The organism is Variovorax sp. MSC1_012, assembly GCF_023667525.1.
Taxonomy (GTDB): domain Bacteria; phylum Pseudomonadota; class Gammaproteobacteria; order Burkholderiales; family Burkholderiaceae_C; genus Variovorax; species Variovorax beijingensis_B.
The window spans coordinates 2,141,198-2,153,288 of record NZ_CM174443.1 but is presented as its reverse complement, the minus strand read 5'-3'; the positions used below and the strand labels follow the sequence as shown (position 1 = coordinate 2,153,288).

Below are 12,091 nucleotides of genomic sequence, written 5' to 3'. Positions count from 1 at the left end.
GCCTCAGGCACCGTCGGCGCAATCCCACAACGGCCCTTCGTCGGGCGGTGATGCGCCGCGGCGCCGCCAGACTGCTCCCACGCACAAGGCCTGTGTCCTCCGACCCACGGAGGGTACGAAACGCGCAGCATGAAACGCTCCTTCACGCTTCAGGACTTCAGGAGAAAGCAATGCCAAGAGGTGACAAGTCGTCCTATACGGACAAGCAGAAACGCAAGGCCGAGCACATCGAGGAAGGCTACGAGCATCGCGGCGTGGGCAAGGGCGAAGCCGAAAGGCGCGCCTGGGCCACCGTCAACGCCGAGACCGGTGGCGGCAAGAAGAGCGGCAGCGGCCGCGGCAAGGCAGAGAACCACGCGCCCTCGCGCACCGGAGGCCACAAGGGCGGCGCCGCGGCGGCATCCCGCACGGCCGCCGAACGCTCGGCATCGGCCAAGAAGGCTGCGGCCACGCGCAAGCGCAATGCCGAGCGGCGCAGCGGCTGACCTACCCCAAGGAAAACATCCAATGACACGCGTATCCGAACTGATGACCCGCGGCGTGCGAACCCTGTCGCCATCCGATACGGTGGCGCTGGCCGCCCAGGCCATGGACGAGCTGGACATCGGCGCCATTCCCGTGTGCGACGGCCAGCGGCTTCTGGGCATGGTGACTGACCGCGACATCGTGCTTCGCGTGGTCGCGCAGACGCGCCCGCTGGACACCGCGCTGTCCGAGGTGATGTCGAAGGACGTCAAGTGGTGCAGCGAGAACGACAACGTCGAAACCGTGATGGACGAGATGGCCGGCTACCAGGTGCGGCGGATGCCGGTGGTGGACCGCGGCCGCAGGCTGGTGGGCATGCTGTCGTTGGGCGACACCGCCGCGAAGGGCGACATCGGCAAGGCCGGCGACACGCTCAACATCATTTCCCAGCCGGCCGAGCCCGACCGTTCGGGGCAGTCCGCGGCAAGCGGGCCCGCCGGCGGGGGCGCCTCGTAGCTCCGACGCGGGCTTCGTCCGCCTACGGCGTGTGCACGAAGCACAGCTTGTGCCCTTCGGGGTCCAGGCAGTAGGCGGCGTAGAAGTCTTCGGCGTAGCGCGGCCGCAGGCCGGGCGGGCCGATGTCCGTGGCTCCCTGGGCCAGGGCGCTTTTCCATGCGGCGTCGACGGCCTGCCGCGAGGCGGCCAGAAAGCTCACCTGCGAGCCGTTGGCGGTGTTGGGCGGGTCGCCGTTGAACGGATGATTGATCACGAACTGCGGCCAGCGCGCGCCCGGGTGCCGCCACAGCACGCCCGCCGGGCCCACACGCGCAAGATCGGTGAATCGCACCATGCCGAAGTGGCGCAGCACCTCATCGTAGAAGGCGGTCATGCGGGGAAGGTCCTGCACGCCGAGCTGGATATGCGCATACACGGTGGTCCTCCAACTGCATCAGCGCTTCGCGGCCAGGCGGATGCGCGGACCGGGCGTGGTGGAGACGCGCAGCGCCTCTTGCGCCTGGCGCAGGAAGCGCTCATTGCGTGCGCTCGTCTGCGAGGCGACGCAATCGCGCGGAACAATGGCCTGCAGGTCGCGCATGCCCGCATCGGCCACGGTGGCCCAGATGCACTGGTCGCTCGCCACGCCGGTCACGATCAGCCGCGTGGCCTTCAGGTACGCGAGCAGCAGCTCGAGCGGCGTCGCGAAGAAGGCGGACTGCTTGGGCTTGAGCACGAAGTAGTCGGTCTCCTGGGGCAGCAGCGCCGAGGTGATCTCGGCGCCGGCGCCCCCAGAGGCCAGCGACAGCTCCACCAGCTTGCGAAAGTCCGAGCGCCAGCGTCCGCGGTTGTCGTTGACGTAGATGGCGGGCACCCCGGCGCGCATGCAGCGCGCCTTCAGCGCCGCAATGCGCCGCGCAATGGCGTGCGCGCCGGGCAACAGCTTTTCGGCGTCGGGAAAGTCCCAGCAACTGATCATGTCGATGATCAAGAGGGCCATGTGGCCCGCGGCGGGAGCCGGTGCGAGGGCGGGGGGCTGGGAGCGGGGAGGCGCCATGGCGCCCACCATTCCCAATGGCCAGCGCCGCAGCCGTAGGAAAGCCGCGCGTGGCCGCGAAAGTCGCCGCCACGCAGCGCGGTCAGGGTCGGCCGGGGCCGCCGTTCAATGGTCTTGCGGCACGCCGAACGCCGCGCGCACCTCGTCGAGCCGTGCTTGCGCGACCTCGAAGCACTCGGCCAGCTGCTCCGGCGTGGCGGGCGGATAGCCGGCCGGCGGCTGCAGCGCATTGCCCAGCCGTTCCCAGGCGGCCTCCCAGGCAAGCTTGGCAAGCGCACGGGACTCCGGGTTGGAAGGAGCGGGCATGTTCGTCCTCGGTTGTTGTGCAACGGAGTATGCGCCCGCGGGAGAAGGGACGGTTTGGCGGTTGCTGCGTAGGAGGCCTCTTTCACAACGACGCGCGTTATCCCGCCCCGCCGGGCCGAAACCTGTCCGACCATCAGTGCGAGGACGACGCCTGCTGCGAGCTGCGAGCCTGCTGCAAAGAAGCCAAAAGCTAGGCCCGTGCAGGAGGGCCTTCTGTAGGAGCCGGCCTCATCGAGATGCACGGATAGCCCCCATGCACCCAGCCAACCGTTCACAAGGAGTTCTCCCGATGAACAGATCCGCTTTCCCCCGGCCTCTTGCCTTTGTCACCGGTGCTTCCTCCGGCATCCGCCTGGAGGAGCACCGCTAAGCCCGGGCCCATGCCATGGACACACTTTTCAGCTCGGGAGTCGCCCTCGTGGACACGGTCCTCAAGAGCACCGGCGGCAGCGTCGTGGTCTGGAGCGCGGATCCGCAGGCCTACGGCAGCGATCACGAACGGGCCACGCGCAGCAATTTCGCGCAGCGGCTCGCAGCGCTGAAGCAGTTCCGCTACGCAGGCGAATACGATGCCTCGCGCGCGCATGAGAGCACGCCGCTGTACTTCGTGCCGAGCGACACCATCGCCAGCACGCAGCTCGCGCGCTCGCTCGGCATCTCGACGCTGCACGACCTGTTCGGCGGCGTGGTTCCGCACCCCTTCGTTGCCACCAAGGCGATCACGCACCCGCTGGTGGGCAGGGCGGCGGTCTGCCCCGAGGGATGGGAGCCGGCCTTCGCCCCCGCCGTGTCGCATGCGGTGCTCGGCGGCTTTTCCGCGTTCTCGGTCGAGGACGCGCGATGGGCCGGGCGCCACCTGCTGGAACGCGGCGCGGTGCGCATCAAGCCGGTGTGCGCCACCGGCGGGCGGGGCCAGGCCATGGCCGCCGATGCCGATGCCCTGGACAGCTGCCTCGCGGCCATGGACGAGAGCGAGATCGCGCTGCACGGCGTGGTGCTCGAAGAGAACCTCGCCAAGCCGGAAACCTACAGCGTCGGGCAGGTGCTGGTCGACCAGATGATCGTGAGCTACTTCGGCCGTCAGCGGATGACGTGCGACAACACCGGCCAGAACGTCTACGGCGGCTCCGACCTGACGCTCGTGCGCGGCAACTTCGATGCGCTGCTGGCCATGACCAGCCCGCCGCCGGCGCTTTGCCTGGCCATCGACCAGGCGCGGCGCTACCACCATGCGGTGATCGAGTGCTATCCGGGCTTCTTTGCCTCCCGCGTGAATTACGACGTGGCGCAGGGCATGGGCGCGGACGGCGCCTGGCGCTCGGGTGTGCTCGAGCAGTCGTGGCGCGTGGGCGGCGCCACCGGGGCCGAGATGGTCGCGCTCGAATGCTTCTGGCGCGACCCGGCGCTCGAGCGCGTGCGCATCTCCTGCTTCGAGGCGTATGGTGATGCGCCGGCGATCCCGGCCGGCGCGACGGTGCACTACCGCGGCGTCGACTCGCAGATCGGGCCGCTCGCCAAATACGCATTGTTCCAGCCATATGACAGCGACACGACATAACTTCATAGACATATCCGTAGACGGCCAACACATTGCCGGAACCCTGGTTGCCGCCTCCACGATGGTGCCCGGCGTTCTCCTGGTCCATGGCTGGGATGGCAGCCAGGAGCAGTACATCGCACGCGCGCACGAAATCGCCGCGCTCGGCTGCGTCTGCCTCACCTTCGACCTGCGCGGCCATGCGCGCCATGCCTCGCTGCGCCAGGAGGTCACGCGCGAGGACAACCTGCGCGACGTGCTCGCGGCCTACGACACGCTCATCAGCCACCCGACCGTCGACCCGCAGGCCATTGCCATCGTCGGCAGCAGCTACGGCGGCTACCTGGCGGCACTGGTCAGCACCATGCGGCCGGTGCGCTGGCTCGCGCTGCGGGCGCCGGCGCTCTACCGCGACCGCGAGTGGCTCGCGCCCAAGGGCCAGCTGAGCAGGCCCGACCTCGTGGCCTACCGCCGCACCCTGGTGGGCCCGCGCGACAACCGGGCGCTCGCGGCCTGCGAGGCATTCACGGGCGACGTGCTGATCGTGGAGTCGGAGCACGACCAGATCGTGCCGCACCCTGTCATCGAGAACTACCTGGGTGCCTTCAAGCGCGTGCGCTCCGCGACCTACCGGGTCCTCTCCGGTGCCGACCATGCGCTGTCGAAGCAGGCGCACCGCCAGGCCTATGGACAACTCCTGGTTTCCTGGGTGACCGAAATGACGCTCGGCGCCCGGGCGACCGGCACCATGACGCGGCCGGTCTCCGCGAGTCCCGCATAGACAGACAGGCTCCCCTATGAAAATCCTCACCCGAACCCTGACCGAAAGACAACGCTCGACGCTGCGGACCGGCCTCGTCGCGGGAACCCTGGCAAGCATTGCCTCCACCGCCGCGCTGATGCTGTGCGGCCGGCGCGAGGCCGGCAGCATGGTGGCGCCGACCAACGCCACCAGCCATTGGCTCTGGGGCGACCAGGCCTTCGATGTGCGCCGGCCCACGCTGAAGCACACCGCGCTGGGCTATGCCACGCACCATGCGAGCGCCATCTTCTGGGCGCTGATTTATGGTTGGCTGCATGCCAGCCGGCATCCCGCGCAGTCGGTTCCCGCTGCGCTCGCTAGCGCCGGCGTCGCCACCGCGCTGGCCTGCGCGGTGGACTACACGATCACCCCGCACCGGCTCAGGCCGGGCTTCGAGCACCACCTTTCGAAGCGCTCCCTGGGTGTCGTCTACGGATTGTTCGCCGTAGGGCTGGCGGCCGGATGCCTGCTGGCCCAGCGCCGCAGCGCGCACGAGTAGCGCACCTTGCTACGCGCACTCAGGGAGCTTTCCTACGCCGCGGCGCCGGCAGCCCTTTCATCGTTCGGCTTCCATCAACCCAACCGGAGCCCACGATGCCCAACTCCACCAAGCGCGCAGCACCCGATGCATGCAGCCTTCTCGATACCGACCACCGCAACGTCAAGAAGATGTTCAAGGCGTACGAGGAACTGACCCATTCGCGCGCCGCCGACGTGCAGCAGAAGAAGCGCGAACTCGCCAACCAGATCTGCACCGAACTGACGGTTCATGCCCAGATCGAGGAAGAGATTTTTTATCCGGCCCTGCGCGAGGCAATCAGCGAAACCGATCTTCTTGACGAAGCCGAGGTCGAGCACACCAGCGCCAAGGAACTGATCGCGCAGATCGAAGCCGCCACCGAGGTGGACGACAAGTTCGATGCCAAGGTCATCGTGCTGGGCGAATACATCGACCACCACGTGAAGGAAGAGCGCAACGAGATCTTCGTCAAGGCGCGCGCCGCCAGGGGGCTCGACCTGGTGGCCATGCGCGAGCAGCTCGCCGCGCGTAAGGAAGAGCTCATGGAAGAGCTCACCGCAGCCGCCTGACCGGCCGCACACAACCCGCGACAACCCAGCCCAGCGCACCCGTGGAACCGGCTTCGCCGGGCCACCGGGTGCGCCCCCAATGGGGGAGGCGCCGCAGGCGCTTCGGGGGGCGTCCCATCCTGGAGTTCCACATGACAAACATCGTCTCCCGGCTCTTTCCCACGGCGACCAACATGATTCGCCTGGACCACACGCACGTGTTCTCCACCTTCCACCAGTACAAGGCCGGCGCGCCGCCACGGGTGAAGAAAGGGCTGGTCAACACCATCTGCACCGCGCTCGAGATCCATGCGCAGCTCGAGGAAGAAATCTTCTATCCCGAGATGCGCAAGGTCTGCGAGGACGACGAAAGCATCACCAAGGCGCTCGAGGAGCATTCCGAGATGCGCCGCCTGATTGGCCTGCTGCGCGCCATGGAGCCGGAGGCGCGCGACTACGACGACACCCTGTCGGCGCTGATGCGCGACGTGATGCACCACGTGGCCGACGAGGAAACCATTCTCCTGCCGGCCGCCGAGAGGCTGCTGGCCGACAGGCTCGGCGAACTGGGCGCGCAGATGACGAAGCGCCGGCTGCAGCTTGCCGGACCGCGCACCGGCGAGATCGCACTCGACATGGGCCGCGCGGCATCCGGCAACACGGCCGCCATTGCCATGGTCGGCCTGGCCGCGGCCGGGCTGCTGCTCGCGCGGCGTTCCGGCCATCTGCGCTGGCCCCACGCGCACCATGCGCATCACGCGCGCACCTGAGGCACCAGGAGAGACCGCCCATGCCCGAAGACACCAACATTCCCCTGCCCGCCGCGCCCGAGTCCCCACGCGCCGCGTTCCAGGCCCTGGCCGAGCGCGTGGGCGTTCTCGCGCCGGGTGCGCCGCTCTCGGAAGAACTCATGAAGTTTGCCGAGGGCGTTCTCCAGCTGGCGGCCGAGGGCAAGCTGGGACGCGAGCGCGCAGTGCGCTGAATCCCGTCGGCCTTGCCGGCGACGCGCCCGACCACTTCATCGGGGCCGATGGCTCGCGCCATCGTTTTCCCTTCATCCCATCGAACGGAGTATTCATGTCGCCTTCCAGAACGCCTCCTCCCGATTCCGACAGCGCCGCCACCAGCGCAGCAGCGGCCGCCCGCAACACCGACAGCGGCGCCGCGCATTTGCCGGGCGGCCCGCCGCCCGATCCGCCATCGCAGAAAGCCGCGCATGCGCAGGCGCTGGCGGCTGCAATGCCCTTCAATGCGAACAAGCCGCTGGAGCATGGCCACGACAACGCGCTTCGCCCGCAGGCGGGACAGGCCGTGCAGCCGCTGTCGTCCGCGGCAACGGCCAGTACCTTGTCGGAAGAGATCAATTCGGAGAAGGCCGGCGGCATGGCCATGCCGGGCCTGAATGCCACCATCGAATCGCTGGACCGGGTGCGCGTCGACTCGGGCGGCCAGCGGCTCACCACCAACCAGGGCGTGCCTATCGCGGACAACCAGAATTCGCTGAAGGCCGGCCTGCGCGGCCCCGCGCTGCTCGAAGACTTCATCCTGCGCGAGAAGATCACGCATTTCGACCACGAGCGCATTCCCGAGCGCATCGTGCATGCGCGCGGCTCGGGCGCCCACGGCTACTTCGAATGCTACGAAGGCATCCCGCAGTTCACCAAGGCGGCGCCGCTGCGCGAAGGCGGAAAGATCACGCCGGTCTTCGTGCGCTTTTCCACCGTGGCCGGCGAGCGCGGCTCCAAGGACACCGCGCGCGACGTGCGCGGCTTCGCCGTCAAGTTCTATACGGACGAGGGCAACTGGGACCTGGTGGGCAACAACATGCCCGTGTTCTTCATCCAGGACGCCATGAAGTTTCCCGACCTGGTCCACGCCGTGAAGCCCGAGCCGCATCACCAGATGCCGCAGGCCGCGAGCGCGCACGACACCTTCTGGGACTTCGTCTCGCTCATGCCCGAGTCGACCCACATGCTGATGTGGCAGATGTCCGATCGCGCCATCCCGCGCAGCTACCGCATGATGCAGGGCTTTGGCGTGCACACCTTCCGGCTCGTGAACGAGGCCGGCGAATCGGTGTTCTGCAAGTTCCACTGGTCGCCGGTTCTCGGAACGCATTCACTGGTGTGGGACGAGGCCGTGAAGATCTCGGGCGCCGACCCCGACTTCCACCGCCGCGACCTCTGGGAAGCCATCGAGGCCGGGGAGTTTCCGGAATGGGAACTGGGCCTGCAGATCTTCACCGAGGAAGAGGCGGAGGCCCTGAGCTTCGACGTGCTCGACGCCACCAAGATCGTGCCCGAGGAACTGGTGCCGCTCACGCCCGTGGGGCGCCTGGTGCTCAACCGCAATCCCGACAACTTTTTTGCGGAGACCGAGCAGGTGGCCTTCTGTGCCGCGCACGTGGTGCCGGGCATCGACTTCACCAACGATCCGCTGCTGGCCGGGCGCATCCACTCGTACGTCGACACGCAGATCACCCGGCTCGGCGGCCCGAACTTCCACGAGCTGCCGATCAACGCGCCCGTTGCGCAGGTGCACAACAACCAGCGCGACGGCATGCACCGCCAGGCCATTCACCGCGGCCGCGCGGCCTACGAGCCCAATTCGCTGGGCGGCGGCTGTCCGTTCCAGGCGGGGGCTTCGGCTGGCTTCATGACTTTTCCGCAGCGTGTGGAGCAGGACAAGGTGCGCGGCAAGCCCGAGAAGTTTGCCGACCACTACACGCAGGCCACGCTCTTCTTCGAAAGCCAGACGCCCACCGAGCAGGCCCACATTGCGGCGGCGTTCCGCTTCGAGCTTTCCAAGTGCACCGTGCCTGCCGTGCGCGAGCGCATGGTGGCGAGCCTCGTCAATGCATCGCCGCTGCTCGCGCAGCAGGTGGCCGACGGGCTCGGCATTCCGGTGCCGCCCGCGCTGCCCCGGGCGCTTGCGCAGCCTGCAAAGCCGGAGATCACGCATTCGCACGCACTCTCGCTGACGGCGCGGCCCGGCGATGGTTCCGTGCGCACGCGCAAGGTGGCGCTGCTGGTGGCGGACGGCGTGCAGGGCGGGCAGATCGCGGCCATCCAGGCGGCACTGCTGGCCGAAGGCGCCGTGGGCCGCCTGGTGGGTCCGCGCATCGGACCGTTCCGCACGGCCGAAGGCGAGGCGATGGAAGCCGACGCCTCGATGGAAAACGAACCCGGCTTCCTGTTCGATGCGCTCGTGCTGCCCGATGGCGCCGAAGGCGTGGAGCTTCTCCGCGCCAAGGCCTACACCGAGCAGTTCATCAAGGACCAGTTCCTGCACGGCAAGACCATCCTCGCGCTCGGAGCCTCGGCAACGCTGCTGGCCGAGGCGAAGATTCCCGAGACCCTGCCGTCGGGCGACGCGGACCCGGGCGTGCTGCGCGGCGCGGCGGAGAATTTCGAATCCACCATCGAGGCCTTCGTCGCAGCGCTCGCGAAGCACCGGCATCCGGCGCGGGAGATCGGGGCGCTGGTGGTGGACGCCGCCTAGAGAAAGTCCCGCAGCCGGTAGTACATCATCCCCAGCACCAGCGCGGGCGTGCGCAGCAAGGTGCCGCCGGGAAAGGCGTGGTGCCCGATGCGTGCGAACAGGTCGAAGCGTTCCGCCTGGCCCGCGATGGCCTCGGCCGCCAGCTTGCCCGCCATGCCTGTGAGCGCCAGGCCGTGGCCCGAGAAGCCCTGCAGGTAGTAGATGTTGGTTCCGATGCGGCCAAAGTCCGGAGCCTGGTTCATCGTGATGTCGACGAAGCCGCCCCACGCATGGTCGATGCCCAGGTCCGCAAGCTGCGGAAACACCGCGAGCATGCTCTTGCGGATCTTCTCGATGAGGTTGCGCGGCGTCCGCGCGCTGTAGCTGTCGCCCGAGCCAAACAGCAGGCGATGGTCGGCGCTCAGCCGGAAGTAGTCGAGCACGAAGTTCGTGTCCGACGCGGCCGGCCTGCCGCGCATGAGTGCATCGGCGCGCGCGGGCGCCATCGGCTCGGTCGCGATCATGTAGGTGCCCACGGGCATGATGCGCGACGAAACCTCGGGCGCCACGTCGTCCCCGTACTCGGCCAGGTAGACATTGCCCGCCAGCACCACGAAGCTGCAGCGCACCTCGCCCTGCGCGGTCTTGACGACGGGCCGCGCGCCGCGCTCGATCACCTGCGCCGCCGAGTTCTCGTGCAGCTGCGCGCCGGCCGCGCGCGCCGCGGACGCCAGGCCCAGCGAATACTTCAGCGGATGCAGATGGCCCGAGCGCGCATCGAAGGTGCCGCTGTCGAAGCGCTTGCTGTCCACCCACTGCGCGACCTCGCCGGGCCCGAGCCACTGGAGCGGATAGCCGTGGACCCGGCCCACGTGGTCCATCCATTCGCGCAGCGCGCGCGACTTCGCGGGCTTGACCGACAGGTTCAGGTAGCCGGCCTGCCAGTCGCAGTCGATCGCATGGCTGGCGATGCGCTGCTGCAGCAGGTCCAGGCCCTCGACGGAAATGTCCCAGGCGCGGCGCGTGTCCTCGGGCGAGAACTGCTTTTCGATGGCCTCTTCGCCGTCGGCGCCGAAGCCGACGATCACCTGGCCGCCGTTGCGGCCCGAGGCGCCCCAGCCCACGCGCTGCGCCTCGAGCAGCACCACCGCGTAGCCGCGCAAGGCGAGCTCGAGCGCGGCCGACAGCCCCGCGAGCCCGCCGCCCACCACGCACACATCGGCGGTGGCAATGCCCTCGAGCGGACGCGCGGGCTCGAAGCGCGCCGCCCGCTGCACGCTGGCTTCGTAGTAGGAGTTCTCGACGACGCCGAGTTCTTTGCGCAGCAGCAATCAGGCCACCCGGAAGTTGATGAACTGCCAGGGGTCGTCTTCGTCCTTCTCCTCGTCGAAGAGCGGGCTGCGGTCCTTCAGCGGCGTCCAGTCGCCATACACGCCCGCCACTTCTCCGAGGTAGGGCAGGGCGGCTTCCAGCACCACGCGGTGATCCAGGTCGTCCGGCTCCACCAGGCCCGCATCGGGATGGCGCAGCGCCCACGACATCCCGCCCAGGATGCCGGCCACCACCTGCAGGCTGGTGGCACTGTTGGCGGGCGCCAGTTCGCGCGCCTGCTCGATGGTGAGCCGCGAGCCGTACCAGTAGGCGCCCTTGGGATTGCCCATCAGCAGCACGCCGAGTTCGTCCATGCCTTCGGCGATCTCGTCGCGCACGATCCTCTGGCGGTGCTGCAGCTGCCAGTTCTTTCCCGCCAACTCGTGCAGCGAGAGCACGGCGTCGTCCGAGGGGTGGTAGGCATAGTGCACCGTGGGGCGGTACACCACCTGGCCGTCCTTGCGCAGCGTCAGGTGGTCGGCAATGGAAATCGATTCGGCATGCGTCACCAGGAAGCCGTGGTACGGGCCCTCCAGCGGCGTCCAGCTGCGCACGCGCGTGCCGATGCCCGGGCGCTCCAGGTAGATGGCCGCATCGCTGCCGAAGCCGTGCCGCGCGGCATCGGCCGGCCAGTGCCGTTCGTGCGTTCCCCAGCCCAGCTCGGCGGGCTGCAGGCCCTCGTCGACGAAGCCCTGCACCGACCAGGTGTTGACGAACTCGCCGCGCTGCTTGCGCGCTTTCGCAACCTGCGTGTCGCGCTCCGCGATGTGCACCACCTTGATGCCCAGCTGCTGCGCGAGCGCCGCCCAGTCCTCGTAGCTCGCGGGCATGGCTTCGAGCTCGGCATGCGTGTCGGCCGCGATGTTCAGCAAGGCCTGCTTGAGCAGCGCCGAAACCAGTCCCGGGTTCGCGCCCTGCGTGATCACTGCCGTCGGCCCGCTGCGCTTGTCGAGGCGCCAGGCCAGGACCTCTTCGCGCAGGCTGTAGTTCGAGCGGCGCGAAGGCGGAAGCCCGGGATCGTCGTAGCGGCCGCCCCAGGGCTCGTTGCAGGTGTCCAGGTAGAGCGCGCCGCGTTCGCGGCAGAGCTTGATGAGCGCCAGGCTCGACACGTCGACCGAAAGATTGACCAGGAAGTCGCCCTTGTCCACCAGCGGCTCCAGCACGGCGGCAAAGTTGCCTTCCTCGAGCCGCACCGGAATGACCTCGACGCCCAGCTCCCTCGCAAGGCCGCTGCGGTCTTCGCCGGGCTTCACGATCTTGACGTCGGCCGCCTTGAGGCCGAAATGGCGGAACAGCAAAGGCAGCAGCGCCTGCCCGATGGAGCCGAAGCCGATCATCGTGAGTTTGCCGTCCAGGCGAGCCAGCGGTTCGTTCTTCTTCGTCATCCGTCACCTCTCTGAGTCGCGCCGGACGGGCCGGCCTCGTCGGTTCCTCGCGGGAATGTGGCGCGCCTGCGCCGGCGGATGCGTCAGCTTGCCTTTGCCGATGGTGTAGGAGGACTCCATGAGCG

General features: G+C 68.5%; 14 protein-coding genes. 9 read left to right on the top strand and 5 right to left on the bottom strand.

Going from position 1 to position 12,091, the window contains the following annotated elements; genetic code table 11:
- Positions 1-170 precede the first annotated feature (170 nt).
- Both L1081_RS10220 and L1081_RS10215 read left to right on the top strand, forming a co-directional pair.
- Positions 171-485 (top strand): hypothetical protein, encoded by a 315-nt coding sequence (locus L1081_RS10220; RefSeq protein WP_012747132.1) that lies wholly within the window; start codon positions 171-173, stop codon positions 483-485.
- A gap of 22 nt (positions 486-507) precedes the next feature.
- Positions 508-981 carry a CBS domain-containing protein gene (locus tag L1081_RS10215; protein WP_489416306.1) on the top strand — a complete coding sequence of 158 codons (474 nt, stop codon included), beginning with the start codon at positions 508-510 and terminating at the stop codon, positions 979-981.
- Between the two features lie 22 nt (positions 982-1,003).
- On the opposite strand, the gene L1081_RS10210 is transcribed toward L1081_RS10215, so the two are convergent.
- The 3 genes from L1081_RS10210 to L1081_RS10200 all read right to left on the bottom strand — a co-directional run bounded on the left by L1081_RS10210 (position 1,004) and on the right by L1081_RS10200 (position 2,323).
- On the bottom strand, positions 1,004-1,354 hold the full coding sequence (locus L1081_RS10210; protein WP_489416305.1) for a VOC family protein: 351 nt from the start codon (positions 1,352-1,354) through the stop codon (positions 1,004-1,006).
- A 60-nt stretch (positions 1,355-1,414) separates the two neighbouring features.
- Positions 1,415-1,960: an isochorismatase family protein gene (locus L1081_RS10205; RefSeq protein WP_489416304.1), complete on the bottom strand. Its 546-nt coding sequence runs from the start codon at positions 1,958-1,960 to the stop codon at positions 1,415-1,417.
- Positions 1,961-2,122: 162 nt separating this feature from the next.
- A complete protein-coding gene (locus L1081_RS10200; protein WP_489416303.1) occupies positions 2,123-2,323 on the bottom strand; it encodes a hypothetical protein in 201 nt (66 codons plus the stop codon).
- Positions 2,324-2,741: 418 nt separating this feature from the next.
- Here L1081_RS10200 and L1081_RS10195 point away from each other — a divergent pair, with 418 nt between their 5' ends.
- The 7 genes from L1081_RS10195 (at position 2,742) to L1081_RS10165 (ending at position 9,231) form a co-directional block, all read left to right on the top strand.
- Positions 2,742-3,881, top strand: coding sequence for a DUF3182 family protein (locus tag L1081_RS10195; RefSeq protein WP_489416302.1), 1,140 nt, complete (start codon positions 2,742-2,744; stop codon positions 3,879-3,881).
- Positions 3,862-4,641 (top strand): alpha/beta fold hydrolase, encoded by a 780-nt coding sequence (locus tag L1081_RS10190; RefSeq protein WP_489416301.1) that lies wholly within the window; start codon positions 3,862-3,864, stop codon positions 4,639-4,641. Before L1081_RS10195 ends, L1081_RS10190 begins: the two co-directional genes overlap by 20 nt.
- A gap of 16 nt (positions 4,642-4,657) precedes the next feature.
- Positions 4,658-5,161 (top strand): hypothetical protein, encoded by a 504-nt coding sequence (locus L1081_RS10185; protein WP_489416300.1) that lies wholly within the window; start codon positions 4,658-4,660, stop codon positions 5,159-5,161.
- 95 nt (positions 5,162-5,256) lie between these two features.
- Complete coding sequence (locus L1081_RS10180; protein ID WP_489416299.1) at positions 5,257-5,751, top strand: hemerythrin domain-containing protein; 495 nt, start codon at positions 5,257-5,259, stop codon at positions 5,749-5,751.
- Positions 5,752-5,882: 131 nt separating this feature from the next.
- Positions 5,883-6,500: a hemerythrin domain-containing protein gene (locus L1081_RS10175; RefSeq protein ID WP_489416298.1), complete on the top strand. Its 618-nt coding sequence runs from the start codon at positions 5,883-5,885 to the stop codon at positions 6,498-6,500.
- 20 nt (positions 6,501-6,520) lie between these two features.
- Positions 6,521-6,712 (top strand): aminoglycoside phosphotransferase, encoded by a 192-nt coding sequence (locus L1081_RS10170; protein WP_489416297.1) that lies wholly within the window; start codon positions 6,521-6,523, stop codon positions 6,710-6,712.
- A 95-nt stretch (positions 6,713-6,807) separates the two neighbouring features.
- Positions 6,808-9,231 (top strand): catalase, encoded by a 2,424-nt coding sequence (locus tag L1081_RS10165; RefSeq protein ID WP_489416296.1) that lies wholly within the window; start codon positions 6,808-6,810, stop codon positions 9,229-9,231.
- Here L1081_RS10165 and L1081_RS10160 read toward each other — a convergent pair.
- Positions 9,228-10,541, bottom strand: a complete 1,314-nt coding sequence (locus L1081_RS10160) for an FAD-dependent oxidoreductase (RefSeq protein ID WP_489416295.1) — start codon at positions 10,539-10,541, stop codon at positions 9,228-9,230. The two genes, L1081_RS10165 and L1081_RS10160, sit on opposite strands and share 4 nt — an antisense overlap.
- The gene (locus tag L1081_RS10155) at positions 10,542-11,966 is read right to left on the bottom strand and encodes a saccharopine dehydrogenase NADP-binding domain-containing protein (RefSeq protein ID WP_489416294.1); all 1,425 of its coding nucleotides are present in this window, start codon (positions 11,964-11,966) and stop codon (positions 10,542-10,544) included.
- Positions 11,967-12,091 lie beyond the last annotated feature (125 nt).